19 protein-coding genes are annotated in these 24417 nt (G+C 42.3%); 4 read left to right on the forward strand and 15 right to left on the reverse strand.

Annotation, left to right across the window (positions count from 1 at the left end; all coding sequences use genetic code 11):
* Positions 1 to 72 precede the first annotated feature (72 nt).
* The 12 genes from IGI69_RS12560 to IGI69_RS12615 form a co-directional block, all read right to left on the reverse strand.
* Positions 73 to 951: a carbohydrate ABC transporter permease gene (locus tag IGI69_RS12560; protein WP_005234200.1), complete on the reverse strand. Its 879-nt coding sequence runs from the start codon at positions 949 to 951 to the stop codon at positions 73 to 75.
* Between the two features lie 11 nt (positions 952 to 962).
* Positions 963 to 1910 carry an ABC transporter permease gene (locus tag IGI69_RS12565; RefSeq protein ID WP_005234199.1) on the reverse strand — a complete coding sequence of 316 codons (948 nt, stop codon included), beginning with the start codon at positions 1908 to 1910 and terminating at the stop codon, positions 963 to 965.
* Positions 1895 to 4408 (reverse strand): hypothetical protein, encoded by a 2514-nt coding sequence (locus IGI69_RS12570; protein WP_438741014.1) that lies wholly within the window; start codon positions 4406 to 4408, stop codon positions 1895 to 1897. Before IGI69_RS12570 ends, IGI69_RS12565 begins: the two co-directional genes overlap by 16 nt.
* A complete protein-coding gene (locus IGI69_RS12575; protein ID WP_010749862.1) occupies positions 4383 to 5057 on the reverse strand; it encodes a YesL family protein in 675 nt (224 codons plus the stop codon). Before IGI69_RS12575 ends, IGI69_RS12570 begins: the two co-directional genes overlap by 26 nt.
* A complete protein-coding gene (locus tag IGI69_RS12580; protein WP_438741016.1) occupies positions 5057 to 5725 on the reverse strand; it encodes a DUF1961 family protein in 669 nt (222 codons plus the stop codon). The genes IGI69_RS12575 and IGI69_RS12580 overlap by 1 nt, the downstream gene beginning before the upstream one ends.
* Before the next feature lie 279 nt (positions 5726 to 6004).
* A complete protein-coding gene (locus IGI69_RS12585) occupies positions 6005 to 7519 on the reverse strand; it encodes an extracellular solute-binding protein (protein ID WP_438741019.1) in 1515 nt (504 codons plus the stop codon).
* A 374-nt stretch (positions 7520 to 7893) separates the two neighbouring features.
* Entirely contained in the window at positions 7894 to 9411 is a 1518-nt protein-coding gene (locus IGI69_RS12590) for an MGH1-like glycoside hydrolase domain-containing protein (protein WP_438741021.1), read from the reverse strand.
* Positions 9412 to 9462: 51 nt separating this feature from the next.
* Positions 9463 to 10716: a glycoside hydrolase family 28 protein gene (locus IGI69_RS12595; RefSeq protein WP_438741023.1), complete on the reverse strand. Its 1254-nt coding sequence runs from the start codon at positions 10714 to 10716 to the stop codon at positions 9463 to 9465.
* Positions 10717 to 11137: 421 nt separating this feature from the next.
* Entirely contained in the window at positions 11138 to 12751 is a 1614-nt protein-coding gene (locus tag IGI69_RS12600) for a glycosyl hydrolase family 28 protein (RefSeq protein ID WP_438741025.1), read from the reverse strand.
* Positions 12752 to 12826: 75 nt separating this feature from the next.
* Positions 12827 to 13660, reverse strand: coding sequence for a carbohydrate ABC transporter permease (locus tag IGI69_RS12605; protein WP_005234188.1), 834 nt, complete (start codon positions 13658 to 13660; stop codon positions 12827 to 12829).
* Positions 13661 to 13663: 3 nt separating this feature from the next.
* The gene (locus IGI69_RS12610) at positions 13664 to 14623 is read right to left on the reverse strand and encodes a carbohydrate ABC transporter permease (protein WP_016608843.1); all 960 of its coding nucleotides are present in this window, start codon (positions 14621 to 14623) and stop codon (positions 13664 to 13666) included.
* Between the two features lie 188 nt (positions 14624 to 14811).
* Positions 14812 to 16122, reverse strand: coding sequence for an ABC transporter substrate-binding protein (locus IGI69_RS12615; RefSeq protein WP_438741027.1), 1311 nt, complete (start codon positions 16120 to 16122; stop codon positions 14812 to 14814).
* 264 nt (positions 16123 to 16386) lie between these two features.
* Between IGI69_RS12615 and IGI69_RS12620 the strand changes: the two genes are divergently transcribed.
* From IGI69_RS12620 to IGI69_RS12630, 3 genes are read left to right on the forward strand one after another with little or no spacing between them, the layout of a single operon-like run.
* A complete protein-coding gene (locus IGI69_RS12620; RefSeq protein WP_010749870.1) occupies positions 16387 to 17043 on the forward strand; it encodes a DUF624 domain-containing protein in 657 nt (218 codons plus the stop codon).
* Positions 17012 to 18781, forward strand: a complete 1770-nt coding sequence (locus IGI69_RS12625; RefSeq protein ID WP_438741030.1) for a sensor histidine kinase — start codon at positions 17012 to 17014, stop codon at positions 18779 to 18781. Before IGI69_RS12620 ends, IGI69_RS12625 begins: the two co-directional genes overlap by 32 nt.
* Positions 18778 to 20229 (forward strand): response regulator, encoded by a 1452-nt coding sequence (locus IGI69_RS12630; RefSeq protein ID WP_005234181.1) that lies wholly within the window; start codon positions 18778 to 18780, stop codon positions 20227 to 20229. The genes IGI69_RS12625 and IGI69_RS12630 overlap by 4 nt, the downstream gene beginning before the upstream one ends.
* A 155-nt stretch (positions 20230 to 20384) precedes the next feature.
* Here the strand turns inward: IGI69_RS12630 and rhaM are convergent, their stop codons facing one another.
* Both rhaM and bglB read right to left on the reverse strand, forming a co-directional pair.
* Positions 20385 to 20696 (reverse strand): L-rhamnose mutarotase, encoded by a 312-nt coding sequence (gene rhaM / locus IGI69_RS12635; RefSeq protein ID WP_060791390.1) that lies wholly within the window; start codon positions 20694 to 20696, stop codon positions 20385 to 20387.
* A 39-nt stretch (positions 20697 to 20735) separates the two neighbouring features.
* A complete protein-coding gene (gene bglB / locus IGI69_RS12640; protein WP_034878380.1) occupies positions 20736 to 21842 on the reverse strand; it encodes a beta-galactosidase BglB in 1107 nt (368 codons plus the stop codon).
* 132 nt (positions 21843 to 21974) lie between these two features.
* Between bglB and IGI69_RS12645 the strand changes: the two genes are divergently transcribed.
* Entirely contained in the window at positions 21975 to 22859 is an 885-nt protein-coding gene (locus IGI69_RS12645) for a helix-turn-helix domain-containing protein (protein ID WP_438741033.1), read from the forward strand.
* Between the two features lie 122 nt (positions 22860 to 22981).
* Here the strand turns inward: IGI69_RS12645 and IGI69_RS12650 are convergent, their stop codons facing one another.
* Positions 22982 to 24406: a 6-phospho-beta-glucosidase gene (locus IGI69_RS12650; RefSeq protein ID WP_438741035.1), complete on the reverse strand. Its 1425-nt coding sequence runs from the start codon at positions 24404 to 24406 to the stop codon at positions 22982 to 22984.
* Positions 24407 to 24417 lie beyond the last annotated feature (11 nt).

The following is a 24417-nucleotide window of genomic DNA, read 5'->3' on the forward strand; positions in this document are numbered from 1 at the left end:
GTAATAGATTTTATGTAACAAATTGTCATGCGAAAAAACGCATGACAACCTATCCACAACTATTGAAGTGTATCATCCTTTGACGGATCCAATCAGCATTCCTTTGGCAAAATGTTTTTGCAAAAACGGATAGAAGATCAAAATTGGTAAAGTCGCCACAATGATGACTGCAAATTTGATTCCTTGTTCAGGCGGCACATAGTTGGGGTCCATACTTGCTAACGCATTGGCACCACTGGAGGCCATCGTGATCTGTCTTAACAATAACTGAATCGGCCATTTTGCTGAATCGTTGATATAGAGCAATCCACTCATGAAGTCGTTCCAGATACCAACGGCGTAAAAAAGGGTGAAGGTCGCGATCACTGGTTTTGATAAAGGCAAAATGATTTTCCATAAGATCCCTAGTTCCGTACAGCCATCCATCTTGGCGGATTCTTCCAATTCGATCGGCATTTCTTGGAAAAAGTTTTTGATGATCATTAAGTTGAACGGATTGATCGCGATTGGCAAAATCAATGCCCAATAAGAATTGATCAGTCCTAAATTTTTCACCACGATAAACGTTGGGATCATCCCACCTGAAAAGAGCATTGCAAAAATCACGAGATTCAACAAGGTGTTCCGTCCTTTTAGGTGCTTGCGTGATAAAGGATAGGCAAAGGTGAAGGTACAGAAAAGCTGCACCAGCGTGCCAACGATGGTAACGCCGACCGTTACAAGCAAACTACGGATAAAGGTGTTGGTTGAAAAAATAAAGCGATAGGAGTCGAGACTGATCTCATTTGGCCATAAGAAAAACGAACGTGTGGTCAATTCTAACTCCGTAGCAAATGAACCTGCGATCACATAAATAAAAGGAATCACCATGAATAACCCAATCAATGCCAAAAATAGCGCATTAAAAATGTCAAATATTTTCCCTGCCTTCGTATTGTGTAAAGTATCCATCTTTTTCCTCCTTAGTATAAGCCGCTTTCGCCAAAGCGTTTCGCTAATTTATTGGTACAAAGTACGAGGATGATCCCAACGATCGATTTAAATAATCCGACGGCTGTTGAGTAACTGTAAGCGCCATTGGTGATCCCCATCATATACACATACGTATCAAAAACATCTGCTACTGTTCGGTTCAACTGATTGGTCATCAAGAAAATCTGATCAAACCCCGTAGACAAAATCGACCCGATCCGCATGATCAGCATAATGATGATCGTCGAACGAATCGCAGGCAAAGTGATGTGCCACACACGACGAAAACGTCCTGCACCATCCATGATCGCGGCTTCGTATTGTTCCTGATCCACACCTGATAAGGCAGCTAAATAAATAATGGTCCCCCAACCGATCTCTTTCCAAATCGATTGCATTACGATCATGGGGCGGAACCATTGCGGGTCTGAGAGAAAGTCGATTTCAACGCCTGTCAACGAAGCGATAAATTGAGTGATCGCTCCATGATCGATGTTGAATAAGATATGCCAAAGACTAACGACGATCGTCCATGAAAGAAAATGTGGTACATAGACGAAGGTTTGAATGGTCCGCTGAAACAGCTTGTTGCGCAATTCATTCAGTAACAGTGCCAAAAAGATGGGTGCAGGAAACGAAAAGAAGATGTTTAAAAAGGCAATCATCAACGTGTTCCACAAGATCCGAAAGAAATCAGGATTATTGAAGAAATCCATAAAATTTTGTGTTCCGACCCATGGACTATCTGCGATTCCTAAAAAGGGCACATAATCTTTGAAAGCAATGATCAACCCATACATCGGTGCATAACGAAATACTGCAAAATAGATGATCCCGGGAATCGTCAAAATATAGAGCCATTTATTTTGTTTAAAATGGTTGAGAAAACTCCCCCATTGCTCTTTCGTTTTCGGCACTTTTTTTATTGTTGTTTCCATTCATTCTCCTCCTCTAACTCCGCTCCGATCAGTGCTAAACAACAAATCGTATTTAGACCCCACTGTGCCAGCACATTGGTCGATACCCACGGCATTTCTTTTATTTTTTTCCACGTTGTCGCTGCTTCAATGGTCGCTTCGATCGGCAATGGAACACCCGATTTGTCATTATCAAGCAATAACTGCCAAGCCCTTTGGCTGATTGCTTGATCGTTACGCACTCGCCCAGCAAAGGCCATCATCGTCGACGCAAACATTGGCCAGGCAAAATGAGGTTCCGTCAGTACCCCGTTTGATTCTTCTGCTTTTCTCTCAGGACTCAAGCTATAAAACCAGCCAAACTCCCCTAACATCTCTGTCCACTCGGGGTCTTCCAGCACTTGAGCAAGTTCTAACCAAACTTGCGGCGCCCCAAAGGAGATGACCATGTGATAGCCGCCAAAATTCCCAGTTCCCATATAAGATAAGGTTTTGTCTTGTGGATCAAATAACACTGTGGGACCAGACAATAGGCGCTGGGGCATGGCTTTGATGCAGGTGATGCCCGTGCGAATTTTTTCAAGGTAAACAGGATCATTCGTCCGTTCCCACTGGGTAAACCAGTTCGAGACTAGCGCAGCCCAATCTGGTCCGATGCGAATCGGTATCCGCTTCGTTTCTCGTTCATAAAACTCGCGCATCGGTGGTAACGCATCAAAAGCATAGGTTTCATTGTCTTTGACTTGTTCCATAATCTCCCCAATGCGTTCATCCGCTGTTAAATAGTAGTAGTAGCGATGGAGACCCGCCATTGAAATTCGAACTTCTTTAGCTTGGCAGCCCCAATGAACGACATTATGCCGTGACCCTAATCCTTTGTATTCACCAGCATGATACTGATCGACTTCTGAAGTATGTCTCGTCATGCTTTCAGCCAGATAGTAGACGCTTGGATCACCAGTCCGTAAGAAATCTAGCCAAAGCCACATGTTTGGGACCAGTTCAGTGTTTTGCCAAGCGTACCCACCAAGATCGTAGCGCCATTGGTGTCGAAACTGATCATAGGTATGCATGACATCACCATAGTTCCAATAGCCATACCAACTTCTTTGTTGGACTTCTGCTAAATAGAATTGACGCATCTCAGCCAATTGTTGCTCCAGCAACTGTTTCGTTTTCGTTGATTCATCTGGTAAACTGATCCTGCCAAAAACCTTCGTCTCTTGATAACGCTCTGGCAATGAAACGATCTGGGCAGGTTCTTGGTTTTCTTGAGCTAAGCCCAGCAACACTTCTTCTGACGGGGCTTCTTCATATAGATCCAACCAACAACGCGTCGTATTTGCTACGCCAACTGCCGTCGAACGAATCTCTTCCATTCCTTCGTATCCACTAAGCATATGATCACGTTTGGAATAGTGCTGAAAATCCATTGTCTTGGCATTCGGTGACCACTGCCACATCGAGATTTGGGTTTCTTTTTGGGTGATGCCTGTCACCTCGATCGCAGATGGTGCTTTTTCCCAAAATTTCTCCATGCTGCAAGCAACGCCGCCGGTTTCTCCCCCAGCGTAAAAGGTACCAGAATAATGCTCGCCATCCCCAATGGGCAACCAACAGTACCCAGCTTCGGTCTGTTTTTCTAATTCAAATGACCGATGATTGATTTGATTGACCCGAAAATTGTCCCAAATAGCATTTTCCACCGCATGAGACAGCATCGGCTCGTCCGCTGAGGTCAATGAAACGAGCTGTCCACTGGCTTGTTCTTGATAGGGAATGTTTTGCTGATAGTGTCGCCGTGAAAGTAACAATTGTGCCGCTTCATGATACACAGCATCTGCAATAAATTTGACTTGTCGATTCCAATTTTCACCTGTCAACGCATAATCAAATGCTATCCCCATGCCTTCATAAGCAAGTGGTTTGATGATAATGACCGTATGAATGATTTCCAATTTGCTGATTTCGCGAAAGATGCGGAACCGTAAAATAAACTCTTGCACCACTTCTTGATTGATCTCAATGACGCCCGATACTTTGATAACGGCTTTTTCTGAACCATTTTCTTCCAACATCAAGTCCGTTACTTTGGACTGCACCTTTTTGTTTTGGTATTGCAGGATTGCGTGAAGATCTTGCAATTTTTTCTGCCCCTTGACCGCTACCCAGTCCAATACATTTTTCCCTTCCCCATGTTTCGGGAAGAAGCCTTTGATCGTACCGTTGTCAAAATAAATACCGTTGTAAGCTTCCCTAGCAATCGCCTGTTTCTTCTGGACATGCTGTTTTCTTTGAAAAAGTAACTGCGTCGTTTCTGCCACCAGACCACTGTGTCCTGTCCATTTCACACTGCCATCTGGCCAGTAAGCCAGTACTTTCGTTTGCAGCGGTTCCTCCCCCAGCAAAAACAGTTCCTCCCTTAAAACCTCAGGTTGTAAAGCTCCTTTTTCCCATGGATACCCAAAACTCAGCCCACGTTTTCCCTTAGGTTTATTTTTGAGCCATTTCAATGCCATGTTCGATTTCCTCCTCTTCCCTCTCTGCAGGTTGAACTGCATCGTTTTGTTGCTTTAGCTTTTGTTCATTTTCATCAAATAATTTCAAGTAAATCCCCATTGTGCCAATGATCCACATCCCAATACTTAAAAATGGAAGGAGACCGGGGAGAAAAAAGCTGATCGTACTACAAATCCCAAACCAAAGGACGCCTAAAAAGGTGCCAATAGGTTGAAAAAAAAGAAAGCGTAGCGAAGCGCCTAGGTACTTCTTCGTTGGGAGCACATAATATTCGTACATGCTAAGCAATGTATTGATCACAGCGATCGCGACGCATTGGCTAACGATTAATAGGATCAAGCCTGTTTGAGTCAATGCCGCTAAAAATCCTTGCTGGATCACCATCATGGGGCACAAATAAAAGAGAATGATCGGTAAGCCCAAGCGATTCGATCGCCAAAAGTTCCTGCGGTAATACCCAAAGAACGTTTGAAAAAAAGGCGGCGATTCCTGTTTAAGGGTTTTCTTTGCTACGTGGAATCCTGCTTGTACGCTAGGCGCCAGTCCAAAGATGATCCCACCTACTAGCGCACCTATAATAACGGTTACATTTATCAGCAAACAATAAAAGACAAAATCTGCTGCTTGATATGCTTTCTGCCAATTCATCACCGTTCCTCCTCTAAGGAATATACCTTCAAGTCTTTATAGCGGGCCTTCATTGGCGCCATTTGCCGAAATCCGATCGCTCCTTTAGTTAATACGGGACCAAACTGTTCCTCATCAAGGTACCTTAACACCAATAAGTCGTTGATCCAAAAGGAAATCGTTGCACCTACCTTATCGATTCTTAGGTGATAAAACCCTCGGGCATCTGCTACACTCGGAAGTGGGTCTGCGCCTTGGGCGACCAGATGAAACCCATGGCTTTTGCGCAAATTACACGTTTCAAACGCCCGTTCCTCCTCATACTTTCTTCGAAAATAAGAAAGGTGGTAAGCATTGATCCCTCCAGAATGATACTCGGGATATGCCCCGGTTCGTTTGGGTACTCCAGAATCGAAGATCGAGCCACCCTTGCGATTGGTTGCTGCAAAAAAGAGCATACATAAGCCTGGTTCAGCCAGTGGTTGAAACTGCCAGGTGATTCGTAGGTCCGCTGGAAATTGTTGAGGCATCCATAAAACAAAATGTGGTTGTTTGTTTGATTCTTCAGAATACGTATTCGCCAGAATCATCCCGTCTTGGAAAGTAATTTTGGGCTCTCCTTCAGCAATAAAGTGTTGAATATCTGCTGCTTGATTCAGCGGATTTTCATAGATCAATTTCGCTAACATTTCTTCTTCTCCTTTTATGCGTATATGAGCTACTTTTCTCTTTTCATAGTAAACTTGACCTACATTTCTAACAATTGACTTTTTTTGAATTCCTTGATATCAAGCGTTAGATTAGGGTTTCCACTTGTTTTTTTCCATTTTTTCTTTTCTGATTTCTTACTACCTGTCTCGTCTCACCTAAATAGTACTCCATTTTATTAGCTGAATAATTAGCTGAATAAAATTATTGAAAAAGAAAAAGGTTGAGAGCAAGATCCACTCAACCTTCTTCGACTGTCGTTATTGTGCTTGATGAAGGGCATTCGTTTCTTCCATCAGCTGCGTGCCTCCTTGATTCTTCCAAAGTTCGTTCGCAGCTTCCCAACCCGCTTCATCGATTTGTCCTGCAATAAATTGAACCCGCGCATCACTAATGATCTGATCAAGCTGTGCCCCTTTTGTTACATACGTATCTGTATTATAGGAGGCTGCTGGGTTAAAGACAGCGTGCTCTAAATCAGCTTCCATCAATGACAATCGTTTTTCATAGCTTTCAGTAGCCGCTTCTGTATCAGGCTTAGCAATATAGTACAGGGTATCTTCCGTTACATTCATCCCAATTTGTGAGTACCCTTTGACCGCATTGGCTAACGCTTCAGCTTCTGATCCTTCTAGCGCGACGGACATTCCATCCACTACTTCAAAATTGATTCCTTCGATTCCGTTGTTCAGCAATACCTGTGCTTCTTTATCATTTAATTTATCAAGGAACGTCAACACCTCTTTTAGATGTTCCTCTGTCTGGACACTCGACTTAGGAATCGCCAAGAAACCAGAATAGCCATCTGTCGGTAACGCATTCATCGTACCGCTATTATCTTTTAAATTCCCTGTAAAGACGACGAGGTCTTCTTCTCCAGCTTGCAATAATTTATTACTGATTTGTGCTGCTCGTGAATACGTATCAATAATGATCCCACCACGTCCATTGATAAACGGCTCATCCCATTTATCTGCTGCCATGGTTGCAAAATCACGATTGACATAGCCTTGTTCCACCATATCTTTAACAAATTGCATTGATTCTAGGTATTCTGGTTGCATAAAGGATGGCTCTAAAGTGCCGTCTATTTCTTTCCAAGCATTTCCTGCCCCAAACCAAGTAGCTAACACATCGTAAGGACTATTTGAATTGATCGAGCCAGGCCATTGGGGAATAATCAAACCAAACGTATCATTTTCACCATTCCCATCGGGATCGTTCTCAGTAAATGCTTTGGCAACCTCATAGAGATCATCGATCGTTTCTGGTACATCTAAGTTTAAGTTTTCTAACCAATCTTTTCGGATGATCACCGCGGTCCGCATCGCATCACGTTTCCGATAAATTCCGTACACTTTGCCATTCACAGAAGAATTACGCAAAACATCCTCGTTAGATTGAGAGAGATTAGGATAATCAGCTAAATAGTCGGTCAAATCCCAAAAAGCGCCATTTTCTGCTGATTTGATAAATCCTCCTGATTTTCCTTGAATGACCATCACTTCTGGAATATCATCTGAAGCTAACGTAATATTCATTTTATCCTCATAGGATGTATTGGGTGCCCAGGTAATATCAATATTTTTGCCGGTGTGAGCCTCTAATTGCTTTAAAATCTCGTTGTCACTTGTAGGTGGTTCTGTTTCAATGTACGGTGATAAAATCGAAATCGTATCATAATCTGTTGTGGAACCTGCTTCCTCCTTCCCACATGCCGTCAAAAAGGCGACTGATAGTAACCCCAAACCAAGAATCGTACTTAATTTTTTCACTACTTTTCCTCCTTAGATTTTGTTGTTGAGCCCGATTAAATAAACCGCTTTCAATACCAAAAGCATAACGAAAAGCAGGATTTCCAGCAATTGACATTTTTTGTTAATCGATGATATATGGCTAGGTAGGGGTTTGTTGACAACGATCTGCTGAGTCTTCCCTTTCCAAAAAAAGTAAGAACATCTGAAGCACTGGCTCTTGGCTTAAAATCTTCGCTCTCTTTTCTCTATCCGTCTCTAATTTCATGCTATGCTTCTAAATAGATGGATAGGTCTTTCTTACTTAAGTAGCACATTCTCTTAAGAAGCTACTTGTGACCAAACCATTTAGGCTGTAAATTTTTCAAATTAAAAAAGACCAATTTCTTGGTCCTTTACAAACTGATTTCAATCTTATTTTTACTCTGATAGTGTTTGCCATCGATCAATACCGTAATGCCTTCGCCCTTGCCAAAATGTTCTCCTGATCGATCATACCAGACAGAAATAAAATCACCTTTCATCGGCAAATCCTCAAAAGAAAAATACTCAAGCGTCGTATCTTTAATTGGATCGATCGTCAGTAGTCCCTCATCAGAAAGATGAATACCACAATATCCACGAATGAATAAATCACTGTAAGCAGAATGATTGTAATCTTTTCCACGTTCATAACCACCTTTTCCTATGGGCCAGTTCTGGTCTTTTAAAATTTTTCTGGAAAGCCATTCTCCTGTATCTGGATCAATATTTTCATCAAGCCAATTGACTTTTGTCCCATCTGCTTTGTTTCGATAAAAACTATTCGCATAGGTCAGCAATTCTCGTGAAATGTCTGTTGCTTTAAGTGGACTATTTTTGTTTTGCCGTGAGGCTATCATTGCATCGATTGTTTGGGTTGTGGCAAACGGCCAAGATGGTCCATTCCAAAGGCACTCATGATTTTTCTCACTAGGTAAGTTATAACACAGATGATCTCTGGCTGCTGTAGTCAGACCATATTCACCGTGAAAACACATAGGATCATTCAAATAGTGCCAAGCCCTCGTATGAGTATCTTCGGCAATACCAAAGAGCCAAGGGAGATAGCCAATCAATTCTTTTACATTGTGTTGCTTTGGTATTTGTTTAAAATCAAATGTTGCAATTTGCGCATCTTTATCCTCTAAGGGAATCACTTTAAAAAATTCTTCTTCAGAATCCCATAAATACTTTATTATATTTTGTTTTAAAAGTGACGCTTTATTTCGATAGTCCTTAGCAAGTGAAGAATCACCTGCTTGCTCGGCAAAATAGGCAATTCCTAAGGCATTGGCATACATGTAACTATTTAATGTTGGCCTCAATCCGCTACCACTAATAGAACACTCCATGGCATCCCGGTCATCATTTGACCAAAACAAACCATAACGAGTCAGATGATGTGTTTCGATCTCTTGATAAAAGGTTACCAAATGAGGGAGTAACTGAACACCATACTCAGCATCTGTCCAAAGAATCGCATAATTTTTGATCGCATCAATGATCCAAGACGAATAGGCATACTGATTTCCACTGCCTTTAAACCAAAAATCAACATATTCGTGAATGAGTTCGCGACCACATTTTAACCAACGAGCTTCGGAAAGATGATGTCCAACAGCACAATTGATGGAATTGTATGGTCCTGACCAACGAACGGGTGGTAAAAACTCAGTTATGATCGTTCCCTCTGGTGTGGCTTTCAGATGCTTCCGAAATACCCACCATCGAAAATAATATGCTTCTTCAAATAATGGTTGATTACATGTAAATACTGGGACGTTTTGCATCATCCAGGTTTCTGCGTCAGCATTTGATATACATTGAGAATAAAGTTCTTCATCATTGTGATTAAATGTATCAATATATTTCTTTATAAGATTTTCCCTCATTGTGCCCCTCTCTTTTCCTACTTAGCGATGTACGTTCTCGTTGTCTCTCTACTACCGCTCATACACATCATTTTGATCCAAGGTCGGCGCTAACGCAGTGACGATCGTTTCCACCATCTTTAAGTTCTCAACCCCTGCAATCTTGCCGAACTCGTCGGCATGGATGGAAAGATTTTTTAATGTTAGATTGCGGATCGGTTCTGCTGGGCTGGCCTCGATGAAAAAAGCACGCACGCTTTGTTGTCCTGTTTTGGTAGCTTGCACGTTTTCAATAGTAATGTCGCAGACCTTTGCTGGACCTACTGGAATAGCTGGTTGTACCATCAATTTGTGCCAATAGTCGGGAATCTCTTCCTCATAATCAGCTGGCAGTTCTGGATAACTATAATCTGGGTACCAATTTGTTTGTAAGAGAAAAGGAAAGCCAACATCCTTCATCGTTAAATCCGAAGCAGTGACCTTGCGTATAAATCCACCTCGATTGTTGGCGGATTTGATCCGAAACCCTGCGCCAGTTTGCTCAAAGACGACTTTTTGGATTTTGATCTCTTCGATCCCACCCGAAGTTTCACTACCAATGGCAATTCCTGAACCATACCCTAACTGACAGTCTTTGATCGTGATTTTCCGACAGCTTCTTTGCTGGGCTAAGGCTTCTGCCCCACGTCCCGCCTTGATCGAGATATTGTCATCGTTGCAGGAAATGTAGGCATTTTGAATCGTGACTTCTTTACAGGAATCAATATCGATGCCATCAGTACTAGGCCCTTTTCCATTGTCTATCGTGATGCCGTCGATCAATATGTGGTGAGAATACGTGATTTGGGTATTCCAAAAACCCGACTGTACCGACGAAATGCCTTTGATGGTTACTTGCTGACTTTCATAAACAAGGATATTTCGTGGGCGCTTGCAATCATAATCTGCTGCCCAGCGTAAGCCTTTCTTTGCGTAATCCGCCATCATCCCGCTGGCTTCATCTGTTCCCCAAAACGTTTGCCACCATATTTCTCCACGACCATCAAGTTTTCCTTTTCCAGAGATCATGACATTTTCTGCGTGAAAAACATTGATCATCGCTGCAGGCCACTTCATATTGATCCCTGCGACCCGATTATCTACTTCGGGATAATCGGCCAGTTCTTGACTACCATACAGAATCGTATCCTCTGAGACAATCAAGTGCACATTGCTTTTTAAAAACAATGCGCCGATTTGATAGGCGCCGGGTGGTGTAATCACTGTTCCCTGCACAGTTGATGCTTGGTCAATTTCTCGTTGCAATAATTGCGTGATGTCTTCCATTCTTGCTTGCCTCCTACGTTTTTGTTTTAAGCTTTTGATAGGTTTGTCGATACAAATGATTGTAAAAATTGCGCATCGCCAACCTTTTTTCATCTATCATTTCGTTAGATAGAACTGAGTGCTTCTTACTGGCGCTGTCCATCAAGTAAAGCGTTCCTCTTGGCACATCTCGTTGTCTTTTCCCATGTGCTTTCTGGCGTCCTTTTCCCTACATTCTTTACTATAGTCCCCTTAGCGGGAAAAGAAAGTCCTTTTTGATTTCTGGGGATCGTCTTTTTTTGCATCGTCCTTTCTTGTTAGAAAAATGCGCCTTTTTGTCTACAAAAGCAAAAAGGCGCAACCTGTCAGGGGAGGAAATAAGGTGCTTAACTAACTGTTTCTCATTGGGAGAACCAACGCAGATCATTTTCAAAAGCTTGTTCTACGTGAGTTTCTTTTGTCCCACCATGGATAGTTCGACTGTTTCTTGGCAACTTATTGCGTCACTTATGGCCGCTCGATCAATGATCGCTGCCTCTTTAAAGCTGACCTCCTGACACTGTTCAAAAATCATTTTCTTTTGCCCTTTATCTGATTCAAAGGCAACTGACTCAAAAGCAACGCGTTGGATCGGTGAAACCTGCTGTGCTTGTTCATCGACAAACCCTTTTAGCTCGACCAAAGGGTTCTGCCCTACGATACGGGTATTCTTGACCAAAATATCCGAAATGATCGGTAACTGTTGGGCTGCCTGACCATCGGCATTGTAAGCAACAGGATGAGCCATGAAACGATCCAACAGGCAATCGGTGATCGTCACTTGACGAATATAGCCACCACGATCATTCTGCGCTTTCAATTCTAGCCCATAAAGCGTATTGGTCAGTTGACAATCTCGAAAGGAGATATTTTCGACACCACCAGATTGCTCACTACCAATCGCGATGCCATGTCCCCCACGAATAGCCAAATCAAACAGCCGAATATTTTTCGCTGGTCTATTGATCTGATTTCCTTCTGGATTTTTGCCAGATTTGATTGCGATACAATCATCACCCGTATCAAAAACGGTGTCAAAAATCAGCAAGTTTTGCGAAGAATCTGGATCCCATCCATCGCCATTGTCAATGCCTTTGGACTGAATATTCACCCCATGGGTCACAACGGTGTCACAGTAAATCATATGGACAGTCCAGCATGGTGGGTCAATCAACGTCAACTCTGTCAAATGGATGTTTTTGGCCTGCATCATACAGATCAAACGTCCCCTTACTCGTCTTCCAGGTTTTCCATCAGAAACATATTCTGGATACTGTTCACGGTCTGCATAAGAGTTTCGCATCGCCAGTCCTAATGGATTCCCGCCACCAATGATCGTTCCTTTGCCACAAAGACGGATATTTTCACAAACGATACGCCCTCGATCGCCCCGATCGATATACCCAATGTTGATCAATGAACGGAAGCAAAACAATTCCCAGCCTTCATAACGGCTTAATGGTAAGCCCTCTTGATTCACGCTTCCTAAATACTCGTGAGGGGCAACCCGATATGTTTCTATGTCGAGGCTTGCTTGCAATGTGCCATCTACCTGAAAAATCATATTGCTTTTTAGCTCCAAAGCACCAGAAAGGATCACCGCCCCTGTTGGGATCCAGACAGTGCCATTGCTAGGGCAATCGTTGATCGCTTGCTGGAGAATGGCGGTACTATCTTCTTTGCCTGCGCTATCAGCATGGTAGGGTGCTTGCGTAACATCTAACAAAACACTTTTTTTCTTTGTACGAAAGGTCGTCGTGACTGCGGTATTTGTAAGCAGGCACCCCTGATGATCGAGGCAGATGATCGTTACTTGATACGTTTGATCGGCAGATAAGTTTGTCAACGTCCAATGCGTCTTGTTTGTTGGTCTGGTTTGGATCAAATCGTTGTCTAAAAACAATTGATAACCAAAAATAGCTTGGGCGTGCAGCGGCTTCTCCCAAATAAGGGTCGCTTGATGAGCGCCGATCGTGCTTGGTACGACATGAAAATCAATTACTTGAAATGGTTCCATCGGTTTGTCCTTTCTTCAACGAATTCATTCAATAGAAAAAAGATATTCCAAAACAGCGAATATCTTTTTCCACACTTATTTAAGACCAGTCGTGCTGATGCCTTCAACAATGTATTTTTGGAAAATAAAGAAGATGATCAACACAGGCAGCAAGGAGACGACAGACATCGCGAACATCGCTCCCCAATTGGAGGTGCTGCTAGCATCTAGGAACTGCTTTAAGGCAATCGATACCGTGTAGTTTTGCGGACGTGTAAGGTACAGCATCGGTCCGATCAGTTCTTCCCATTTCCAATAGAAAGAGAAGATCGCAGCGTTTGCCAAGGAAGGCTTCATCAACGGTAGAATCACGCGGAAGAAAATACCGACCCGTCCACAGCCGTCCATTTTTGCTGCTTCATCTAAATCTGTCGGGATCGCAGAGACGAATTGAACCATCATGAAAATAAAGAAAGCTTGTCCGAAGTATGAAGGAACGGTTACCGGACGAATCGAGTTAAGCCAGCCTAATTGATTAAACCAAAGATACTGAGGCACCATGATGATCTCTTGCGGCAGCATCATCGTGACCAAGATACAAGCAAACCAAAAGCCTTTTCCTTTGAAAGGAATTCGACCAAATCCATAAGAAATGACAGCCGAAGAACAGACCGCCCCTACCATTGAAATCAACGCGATTTGCAATGAGTTGAAAATATAGCGAATGAAGGGAATCCCTGCGATCCCTTCAAACCCCTTGGTAAAATTTTCTAACGTCCAGCTTCGGGGGATCAACTCCGTTGCCGTTCGAAAAATGTCACTACTAGGTTTAAAGGCACTAAACAGCAGCCAGAAAATCGGATAAAGCATCAGTAATGCAGCAACTAAGATCACGGCATCAAAGAAATAATTTTGTTTTTGTTCACGCATCAATCAAACCTCCTCGTTTTCTTTAAACACCCAAAATTTCGATGTTGCGAACAACAGAATCGTAATCAACCCAACGATGACCAGTAAAATCCACGCTAAGGCTGAAGCATAGCCCATTTTGAAATCGGTAAAGGCTCGTTGATACATGTACAAGGAATAGACTAACGTGCCGTTACGAGGTGAACCCGTCCCATTCGAAATGATAAACGCAGGTGTAAACGTCAAAAAGGCCATGATCGTTTGATAGATCAGATTGAAAAAGATGATTGGCGTCAGGACTGGAACCGTGATATTGAAAAACTGCCTGATTTTTCCTGCCCCATCAATTTCTGCCGCTTCGTAATAATCTTTCGGAATATTTTTCAAACCGGATAAGAAAATCAACATCGACGAGCCAAATTGCCACGCTGCTAATAAAATCAAGGTCATCAACGCTAAGCCAGGACTTTTAAAGAAGTAGATCGGGTCTAAGCCGATCGCCGCTAGCACGCCATTGATCAACCCTGAATCGCCAAAAAGATTCCGCCACATGATCGAGACCGCCACGCTCCCACCTAAAATCGAAGGGATATAAAATAATACCCGATAAGCGCCGCTTAATTTCGATGGGCGGTTGATCAGCATCGCCACTGCTAATGCGACGATCAGCCGTAAAGGGACTGCCAACACAACATATTTCAGCGTAACAGTCAGTGACTGAACAAACTTGGGATCATTCGTAAAAATCGTCTTAAAGTTATTCCAGCCAACAAATTGCGCCTCTGTCAATAAATCATAGTCATGAAAAGACATAAAAAGAGAAATCCCCATCGGGACGATAATAAAAGCAAAAAAGCCAATGATGAAGGGTGAGATAAATAAGTAGCCTGTAACCATATTCTGTTTTGATTCTGGTAATCGATTAAACCAGCTTTTGAGTTTCCCAGGCTCTTTTGCCGTGGGTGATTTTGATTGTAGTTCCATAATTTTCACTTCCTACCTCCTATAGTTGATTACGCTTACAAGTTGATTTTAACGAAGTGCTTCTTAAGAATGAATAGAAAAAAAAGCACAGAAATGTGAAAAACTAGAGGACCTATATTTTTTCCTCCATTGCTTCTCCTAAAAAAACGCCTTTACTGAAAAAGTCAGTAAAGGCGCCGCAGCTATGTTTATTGATAGTTTTCTACAAAAATTTCTTCGCAGCGTTGCGTAAAGGCATCATAAGTTTCTTCTGGTGTCATGGTGCCATAAGTGATCTCTGCGTACAGCTCTTTAAAGTACGTGTTGATTTCAGCAAACCCAATTGGTGGGATTGGGGATGGATCACCAACGATGTCTGCAATATCATCTAAGAAATCAGAGGACTCTTGTTCTTCTGGTGTCATGTCGGCATAAAGCAATTCTTTGATGGCATCATTGGAAGGAATCCCCCGCTCAGTACCGATGATCTTATTGGCTTCTTCACTATTTACTAAAAAGTCAACAAACTTCGCAGCTGCTTCTTTTGATTCAGAAGCATTCGCGATCGAATAAAAGAACCCTGGTCGATACGCCATCGCCCCGTTTTCTGAGTCGAATGGACGAGCCAAGTTGATTTCGACATCTTCTGCGGCGGAGGCCTTATAGGTCAAGTATTGATTGGACCAAGTCATCATATAGGCTGCTTTTCCTTGTGAAAACGGATATTGATCCATACTGTTGGCGTTGCTAGTCACTTCTGCGGTTGGCATTGCTTTGGCTTCCGTAAGGTCCGCGATAGCCCCCATAAATTCAACCCAGTTTTCTTTGGAAAAACCGATCTCTGGTTTGCCGTCTGCATCGTATTGGTATAGATCTTCGCCTTTAGTACGTAAAAAGTATTGTAAAATCGTACTGTTGTCATTGTTATCATTCCAACCATAATCACCGGTTGCTTCAGCGATCGCTGCCGTACTTTCTACAAGGTCATCGAAGGTATAATTGCTAAAGTTGATCCCAGTGCCCCCTTGTTCTACCAATGATGGATTGTAGAGCATCGCCATCGTATTGACAGAAGTTGGTATGCCAAAAACTTTTCCATCTAACTCGCCAGTTGCTAAAATCGATTCTTTGATATCATCGGTTTGAATCTCATTGCCGATAAATTCCGACATATCTGCTAATTGATTTTTCGTTCCATATTGCGCAATGTACTGCACATCCATCTGGATCACATCAGGTAATTCTCCAGAAGCCGCTTTTGTTGCTAGTTTTTTCCAATGGTCATCCCAAGAACCATATTCATATTCAACTTTGATGTCAGGATTTTGTTTCTCAAATTCTTTGATCGATTCGATATACTTCTCGTGTCTGACTTCTGAGCCCCACCAGGTAAAGGAAATCGTCGTTTTCCCATCTGCATCAGCTTCTGAGCTTCCGCTACTATTGCCGTTGTTGCCACAAGCTGCTAAGGTCGCACCAAGAAACAACAAGCTCGCTGCTTTTAAAAAAGTTTTCTTCATTCTTCTACACTCCTTTTTGTTTGCGCTTACAAGGTGATTGTAATGGAAATCCTCGTTAATAAAAATGAAAAAACAAGAGCAAATATGTGAAAAACTAGACTGCCGTTTTTGCTGAAGGCTAAGCCTTCACCGGCAATAGCTAGAAAAAAATAGAAAAACAGATGAAAAATGTAAAAAAACAGACATGCTCTATTTTTTCCAATATACTATGCTATACTAGCGTTGAAAAGGCTTACTTTTCAAAAAACAAGGTAGGTGGAAACAATGAAAAAAATACAAACCGGACTGTTTCGTCTTTTTACGGTAACAGCTTATTTTGCTAAATTAAACCTTTTATGGCTTTTCTTTACCCTTTTAGGGTTGGGGATTTTTGGCTTCGGTCCTGCCACCGCTGTCACGATCAAATGTTTACATGATTTTCGTAAAACTGGTCATGACTATTCAGCTGTTGCCTTCTGGCAAGCCTACAAGCAAGCCTTTCGCACCTTTTCCCTTTTTGGCATCGGATTATTAAGTACAGTACTCCTGTTGTTGTTTAACTTACGGATTACTCATTTTTTCCCGACTGAAATGGCTTGGCTGCGCCCTGTCTATTTACTTTTAACGATTCTCCTCCTTTACACTGCATTCATCAGCTTTATGACCTATGCCAAAGCCGAACAACACGCTTGGAAACAGACCTTGTACGTCAGTATCTTTCTAGTCTTTCGCTACCCACTGCAAGGCCTTGCCTTGTTGTTTACCTGGTATTTATTGTTTCTCTTATTGACTGCCAAAACCTCCTTGTTACTCGTCTTTGGACTGGTGATTTTCTTGTTTTTCGCTGAATTTTTTCATGGTCAGATGATTGAAAAAACCAAACAATTGCAAGCAAAGCGAGGCAGTGTCCATGAAGTCCCAGAAGCTGATCAATCACTTTAAAAAGCAGCCTTTTGAGCGACAGTTACATTTTGTCTTTTTTGCAACGGTGGCAATTATCGTCTCATTGGCTCTTCTCCTGACCTTAGTTTGGCGACAAGTCTACATGGCGCAGCTGAAAGAAGCCGCGTATAAAGATGTCTCGATCATTTCAACAAATATCGCCAAACGTTTAACTGCCGTCGAAACCCTCTCTTTTCGCATTATTGATAGTGCACCGATCCAAAATGGCCTACAAAGGATCTTGGCACAAGATTCCTTGCAATCCTTAGAGGCGATCGACCAAAAGAATGCCTTAAGTGCAGAAATCAACGCCCTCGTACGCAATGAATCAACGATTCAAAACGTCTATCTCTTTACCCCAACGAACGAAAACATGATCAACTTTCTAGCCGAGACCGACCATATCTTTAATGGCCAAACCATCAAAGATATGATCGAGACTTTGTCCGATAAGCCTGCCAAAGGGAGTTGGTTTTTTGCAAAGGACCTTTCTCAAGGTGTCTACCTGCGAAAAATCTATTCAACAGCCGATCTTTCTTTAACCTATATTGGTACGGTGATATTTCTAGTCAATACGTCCTTCTTTCGTAACGAGATCGAAAGTCTTCCCATTGTCTCTGAACAAAACCAATTTTTCATGGCGTATCAGAACCAATTTTATAGTACCGCAAATGACGAGCAAACCCTCGCTGCGGATCAAAATACCTTGCAGCAAAAAATGGGAACCTTCCAGCGATCGATCGGCTCCATGACGTTTGATAATCGCCAGTACTACTATGCAATGGATCGGAAGACGATGCCGAATATGACCTTCATTTATTTACTGCCTGAAAACCAAGTCTTAGCGGATCTTTATAAACTACAAGGCCTTTCCATCGCTGTGAGTTTGCCTTTTTTATGTTTGATTATTGTTGTGATTCGTAAAATAAGCAATCAGCTGACCCGTCCTTTAGCTGACTTGGCTTCGCAAATGGCCGTTCTGCGGAAAACGAAAAAACTGGCCTCTTTAAAGACCCTCGCTGTCCCAGAAAATAGTCAAGAAGAGATCATGGTCCTTTACGAAAGCTACAATACGATGATCGATGAATTAAATGCCTTGATCAAGGACAATTATGAAATGCGTATTTTGTCCCAAGAAATCGAATTTAAGGGATTGCAAGCGCAATTAGATCCACATTTTCTCTACAATACGTTAGACTCGATCAACTGGATCGCCATTGAAAATCAGCAGTGGCAGATCTCAGAGATGGTCACCTCCCTTGCCTATTTGTTTCGTAAAAAAATCGATACCAAGTCTGACTTCACGACGCTGCAAGATGAGTTAGATATCGTGCATGCCTATATCAATATTCAAAACGTTCGCTTCGGGAAACGGATCGAGTATATCGAAGTAATTTTGGTGAATGACCTGTCCTTTAAGGTTCCTAAGTTACTGATTCAACCATTGATTGAAAATGTCTTTAAATACGCCGTCAATGATATGAAGGAGACGTGTCGCCTCGTCCTTACGATTGAACAACAAGCAACCTTTCTCCAAGTCAGTGTCTCTGACAATGGCCCTGGTTTTAAAGCCAACTTCTCGATTGAAAAAGAAGGCGGCATCGGATTGACCAATATTCAAAAACGATTGCAACTGCATTATGGTGATCAAGCGTCGTTAGCCATCGTCTCCTCGATTCCCTTCAAAAAGACGACGGTGCGCTTTGTGATCCCCTTAAAAGGAGTGAGTGAAACATGAAAAATATCCTCGTTGTTGACGATGAACCCTTGATAGCAAATGGTGTGGCTAACCTCGTTGCTTCTTTTGATTTCCCATTAGTGGTCAAAGGAATTTACACAGACAGTGAAGAAGCCTTGGCATTTTGTCAGCAAAACACCATCGACATCGTGATTACCGACATCAATATGCCTAAAGTCAATGGACTTGCCTTGATCAAAAAATTAAAAGCCATCAATCCTGCGATTCAAATCATTATTTTGACAGGCTTTGGCAGCTTCTCCTTTGCCAAAGAAGCGATGGCTTTAGGGGTCAAATTTTTCCTTGAAAAACCTGTTTTTCCGAGCAAGCTTTCAGAAGCGTTGGCTGAGACGATCGAACGCTCTGAACGTCGCCAAATGGAATCTACCCTCTATTTAAAACAACAAATTGAACAATACATCAATAGCTGCGGAGAAGAACCGCTGCCTGAATCATTCGTTTTTCCATTTTGTATGTACTTATTTGATTCGAAATTCTATCACGCCATCGCTAAGCGGATCGAAAGCTATGAGAACCATCACGAGTTGGTGATCGGTCATCAAAACAAAGTTGGCTATATCCTGAATTTCAGTACGGAAAATACCTTTAATCTCTTTTTTAAAACGAAGGTACAGGCTGCGCATCTAGGAAAAGGGATCGCCATCAATTGCTGGGTCGAAACTCCCGAAAAATTTTTACTCAGTTATCATTTAGGTAAGCGAAACTTGGATAAGGAGTTTTATTTTGATACCTTTGAAGTCATCCAAGAAGCCCAAATCTCACAAGAAAATGTCTATGAAAATAGTCTCTACATGGAATACCGTGAAAAACTTTTGGCATTGATCGACAAAGGCGAACTGACTTTAGCCCAAGTTCTTACGGAAAACTTTTTTTCTACCTGTCGCATGGAGCTTTACCCTGTCCAACTATTGCGGCTGCAAGTCAACGATTTGTTATCAGCAATTTTTGAAAATCATCGCATCAAAAAAGACATCTACTTCGATGACTATTCCCCAAAGATCATGCTCTTGAATAATTGGCACGAACTCCAGTTTATGCTGCTTCACTGTATCGATTTGATGCGGGGCAGCTTAGACGATAGCGAGAACATGCAGTTGTCCCAAAAAGTCAACCTGATCATCGAAGAATATTATGACCATGAAGCATTGTCATTGAAATGGATCGCCGCCCATCTTTTGTACTTAAATCCTGAATACTTAGGAAAAACCTATTACAAAGAAACCGGGATTCGCTTCAATCAAAAATTAGCCGAATACCGCATCCAAAAAGCACAAGAATTGCTGAAGAAAAACTACAAAGTCTACGAAGTGGCAGCGATGACGGGCTTTAGTAATGCCCCCGAATATTTTGTTCAAACGTTCAAAAAGATTACCGGTATGACACCAAAGAAATTCTTGAAGCAGCAAGAAAAAGCACTTCTCTCTTAACGGTTCTTCTATCCGAAATGATTGTTTTGCTATTTCAACAAAAGAGGTAGTCCGCTCACATTCGTGAGCGAACTACCTCTTTGACTAACCAGTGATTGATGTCAAACAACTGATACGACCGTGTTCGTTTTAAGAAATGCATATTTTTGTCTAGCTTACAGCGTAAAGACTTCCTTTAACTCCTGTGTCACTGGCGAATCATCAGGATTTGTTTCCATGAGTTCTGCCATGTAATGCCACCATTTTTGGTTGATCTCGGTTGCCGCTAACTGCTGCCAGCGGGTTTCATCTTCAATCTCAAGGTAGCCAAACAACGCAAGGGTTTCTGGATCTAAGAAAATCTGGTAGCTTTTCGCCCCGTGTGCTATGAGCTGCTCTTTTAGTTCTGGCCATAGTTCGCGATGCCGTTTTTCATATTCTGCTTCATATCCAGGATGTAGCTTCATCCGAATCGCTTTTTTGATCATCTTTGTCTGCTCCTCTCTTTATTGCGTAAGGTGTTCTACTTAACAAAATGAAACCAATAGTTCAGTAAATGCTAAGACTGTCAGTGATTGCCCGTAAGGCATCGCCGTAATCGCGATGTTTTTGTAGTACGCCAAGTCTTCTCCCATTCCAGTACCGATGGAAACATTTTGGACTTCTCCATCTTCTGCGACTTGTTCGATCAAACCGGCTAACGCTTTATAGGCAACATCTTCCCAAGCTTTGTCAATGTAACGCTTATGAACGGCTTTTAAAATCCCATAGGCAAAACCAGCCGTCGCGGAAGCCTCCACATACGAGCTAGGATCATCTAACAAGGTGTGCCACAGGCCACTTTCATCTTGCATTTCTTGCAAGGCAGTTAGTTGGTCTAAGAGGGTATTGATCAAGAAGCCCCGTAACGCATCTCCTTCTTGCAAGTCGAGAATGTCAATGATCTCAGGAATTGCAATGGTGATCCAGCAGTTGCCTCTTGCCCAAAGCGCTTGTGCATAATTGTGGCGTTCTTCAAAGGTCCAGCCGTGGAACCAAAGCCCAGTTTTTTTATCCACTAAGTATTTGATATGGATCATAAATTGTTGTTTTGCTTCTTCGATATAAGCCGGACGATTCAGCAACATGCCAATTTTCGCCAAAGGCAAAGCGGTCATCATCAAGGTATCGTCCCAAAGCTGATTGCGATTTTCTGGTCCATAGGTTGCATGCTGCAGACCATTTTCATCGGTTCGCGGCATATCATGCATGACCCATTCCGCCCATTGTTCAAGGTAAGGCAAGTAACGAGAATCTTTGGTGTCTTCATAAAGATACGCCATTGCCAAAAGCGGCGCCATCGTGTTGACATTTTTAGGCGGCGCGCCTTCTAACATTCGCTGCTCAAACCATTCTTCCACAACTTGGAGCGCTTTGGGATTTTTGGTGATTTGGTAGTTTTTATAAATGCCGTATAGTCCCACACCTTGCGGCCAGTTCCAAATCCCCCAGCTTTTATCATCAACGATCAAGCCGTCAAAGTCTAATAGAAATTCACCATTATCATCCTTGATCGTCGTTAAATTTTCGATCATGCGATCAATTTTTTCTTCCACGACACGTTTTTCCACAAACAACTGTTCTAAAATCACCATTGGGTTCATCCTCTCATCTCTCTTTGATAGATTGATCGTAACACGCTTACATTTGCATAAAAATAGCAGTTATTGACACTTTACTATCTATTCTTGTATGATAAAATCAAACGAGCACGAAAGGAGCCAATCATGGAGAAGCAAAGTGCGGACACGATGATCAACGATCGCTTTGAGGCCTTTCATATCAAAGACATCGTAGAAGAAAACAATACCCTTTATCATTACCATAGTTTTTATGAGATTCACTGTACCTTAAAAGGATCAGCGGTCTTCTTTATCGATGGCGGAGAATTCCCTCTAGAACCTGGTACGATCATCTTGATTCCTCCAAACGTCTTGCATCGAATCGTCCATCAAACTTCTGATTTTTTCGAGCGAACCTACCTGTATATCAATCCTAGTTATCTCACTGCCCTCTCCACTACCCAAACAGATCTCACTGCCTGTTTTCATAGCAACGGCGGCATCAACAGTCGTATTTTATCGATCGATGCCGACCAACTAGACCAGCTGTTGCGTCCTTTGCGCAAAAAAACGGATAGCAATTATGGCACCGACTTACTTTATCAAAATCATTTGATCGCGTTTTTGATTTCCATCAATACGATTGCCTATCAGGAAAAAGAACCGCTGTTTTTATCCGACTCACTCTATAAAAATAAAGACATTTTGGCTGCCATTACCTATGTCAATCAGCATTTGACCGCTGATCTCTCCTTAGAGACCGTCGCCAAGGCCCTTTTCATGAGTCCATACTCGCTTTCTCGGACCTTTAAAAAAGAAACTGGCGTCGCCTTTCATGCTTATGTCGTCAAGAAACGACTCTTAAAGAGCAAAGAAATTTTACGTAAAACCAGAAGCGCCACCGCCACCTTCGAAGCTTGCGGCTTCAACTCCTATACTCATTTTTTACGCTGCTTTAAACAAGAATTTCAGCTGACACCAAAAGAATTTTTACAAGAAGAAGCCCAAAATCAGTTTGTCCGTTTTACGCATTTTGCAGGGAAAAAATAGCAAGCCGTTGCAAAGCGCCAATCATTGGCTCGTGAAAAAAGAGTTGCTGCTTCCCTTTCCTGATGTTAGATGACACAATACAAAAAGAATGACACGAGGAAATGTGTCATTCTTTTTGTATGCTATAAAACTTCCCCATTTGAAGCGATCACTTTTTTATACCACTCAAAGGATTTTTTCTTGGTTCGTTTCAAGGTGCCGTTGCCTTGATCATCTCGATCCACATAGATAAAGCCATAGCGTTTACTCATTTGACCGGTGCTGGCTGCTACAAGATCAATACAACCCCAAGTAGTATAACCAAGTAGTTCCACGCCATCGATCGTCACTGCATCTTTGAAAGCTTGAATATGTTTTTTTAAATAGTTGATCCGATAATCGTCTGCGACAAACCCGTTCTCATCAGGGGTATCGATCGCCCCTAACCCATTTTCTACGATAAACAACGGTTTTTGATAGCGATCATACAATTGATTCAATGAATTTCTCAGTCCTAACGGATCAATCTGCCACCCCCACTCAGTCGATGGTAAATGTTCATTTTTAATTGATGGAAAGAGATTCCCGGTCGCTTGCGCATAGTCTTCTGGATGGGCACTGACCGTTCGCGAACAGTAATAAGAAAAACTGACAAAATCAACAGGAGAAGCCGCTAAAATCGCCTCGTCTTCAGGTGTCATTTTGATCGTTAAGCCTTCTCGCTCAAATTTTTTCAAGGCATAATTGGGGTATTTGCCTCGGGCTTGCACATCGATAAAGAAATAGCCTTCGCGATCACGATTGATTGCTTCTTGGTAATCTTCAGGTCGGCAAGTATAAGGATAATGACTGCCGCCAGCCAGCATACAGCCGACTTGATTGGTCGGATCGATCTCATGAGCTTTTTTGGTTGCTAAGGCACTGGCGACTAACTGATGATGCGCTGCTTGGTATTTGATTTCTTGACGATTGTCCCCTTCTTTAAAGACGATCCCGCCACCTACAAAGGGCTGATGCAGCAAAATATTGATTTCATTGATCGTCAGCCAATATTTGACCAACCCGCGATAGCGTTGGAAGACGGTTTCCGCATAAGTCACATAGAAATCAATGAGTCGGCGATTTTTCCAGCCACCAAATTCCTTGATCAAATGCAGCGGAACATCGAAGTGAGCAATCGTGACTAATGGCTCGATTTGATGTTTTCTCAATTCTTTGAAGATTTTCTCATAAAAAAGCAGTCCTTCTTCGTTGGGCGCTTCGTCATTGCCATTCGGAAAAATCCGTGACCAAGAAAGTGACATCCGATACACGTTAAAACCCATTTCGGCAAAAAGGGCAATATCTTCCATATAATGGTGGTACATATCAATGGCCGTTTGGGCTGGATAAAAAGAATTTTCCTGCCATTCCAACATTTCCAGTTCACCAGCAGCGACCTTTGCGCGATCAGGACCAGTTGGTAAGAGGTCGACATTTGATAAGCCACGTCCTCCTGCTAATACGCCTCCTTCTGCTTGATTGGCAGCCGTTGCACCACCCCATAAAAAATCATCTGATAATCCCATGTTATTTCCTC

The sequence above is a fragment of the Enterococcus sp. DIV1083b genome (assembly GCF_051713705.1).
Taxonomy (GTDB): domain Bacteria; phylum Bacillota; class Bacilli; order Lactobacillales; family Enterococcaceae; genus Enterococcus_D; species Enterococcus_D casseliflavus.

What these genes read in the sequence shown, in the direction of transcription:
- IGI69_RS12560 (WP_005234200.1), bottom strand. Translation starts at nt 951, where the DNA reads ATGGATACTTTACACAATACGAAGGCAGGGAAAATATTTGACATTTTT.
- IGI69_RS12565 (WP_005234199.1), bottom strand. Translation starts at nt 1,910, where the DNA reads ATGGAAACAACAATAAAAAAAGTGCCGAAAACGAAAGAGCAATGGGGG.
- IGI69_RS12570 (WP_438741014.1), bottom strand. Translation starts at nt 4,408, where the DNA reads ATGGCATTGAAATGGCTCAAAAATAAACCTAAGGGAAAACGTGGGCTG.
- IGI69_RS12575 (WP_010749862.1), bottom strand. Translation starts at nt 5,057, where the DNA reads ATGAATTGGCAGAAAGCATATCAAGCAGCAGATTTTGTCTTTTATTGT.
- IGI69_RS12580 (WP_438741016.1), bottom strand. Translation starts at nt 5,725, where the DNA reads ATGTTAGCGAAATTGATCTATGAAAATCCGCTGAATCAAGCAGCAGAT.
- IGI69_RS12590 (WP_438741021.1), bottom strand. Translation starts at nt 9,411, where the DNA reads ATGAGGGAAAATCTTATAAAGAAATATATTGATACATTTAATCACAAT.
- IGI69_RS12595 (WP_438741023.1), bottom strand. Translation starts at nt 10,716, where the DNA reads ATGGAAGACATCACGCAATTATTGCAACGAGAAATTGACCAAGCATCA.
- IGI69_RS12600 (WP_438741025.1), bottom strand. Translation starts at nt 12,751, where the DNA reads ATGGAACCATTTCAAGTAATTGATTTTCATGTCGTACCAAGCACGATC.
- IGI69_RS12605 (WP_005234188.1), bottom strand. Translation starts at nt 13,660, where the DNA reads ATGCGTGAACAAAAACAAAATTATTTCTTTGATGCCGTGATCTTAGTT.
- IGI69_RS12610 (WP_016608843.1), bottom strand. Translation starts at nt 14,623, where the DNA reads ATGGAACTACAATCAAAATCACCCACGGCAAAAGAGCCTGGGAAACTC.
- IGI69_RS12615 (WP_438741027.1), bottom strand. Translation starts at nt 16,122, where the DNA reads ATGAAGAAAACTTTTTTAAAAGCAGCGAGCTTGTTGTTTCTTGGTGCG.
- IGI69_RS12620 (WP_010749870.1), top strand. Translation starts at nt 16,387, where the DNA reads ATGAAAAAAATACAAACCGGACTGTTTCGTCTTTTTACGGTAACAGCT.
- IGI69_RS12625 (WP_438741030.1), top strand. Translation starts at nt 17,012, where the DNA reads ATGAAGTCCCAGAAGCTGATCAATCACTTTAAAAAGCAGCCTTTTGAG.
- IGI69_RS12630 (WP_005234181.1), top strand. Translation starts at nt 18,778, where the DNA reads ATGAAAAATATCCTCGTTGTTGACGATGAACCCTTGATAGCAAATGGT.
- rhaM (WP_060791390.1), bottom strand. Translation starts at nt 20,696, where the DNA reads ATGATCAAAAAAGCGATTCGGATGAAGCTACATCCTGGATATGAAGCA.
- bglB (WP_034878380.1), bottom strand. Translation starts at nt 21,842, where the DNA reads ATGGTGATTTTAGAACAGTTGTTTGTGGAAAAACGTGTCGTGGAAGAA.
- IGI69_RS12645 (WP_438741033.1), top strand. Translation starts at nt 21,975, where the DNA reads ATGGAGAAGCAAAGTGCGGACACGATGATCAACGATCGCTTTGAGGCC.
- IGI69_RS12650 (WP_438741035.1), bottom strand. Translation starts at nt 24,406, where the DNA reads ATGGGATTATCAGATGATTTTTTATGGGGTGGTGCAACGGCTGCCAAT.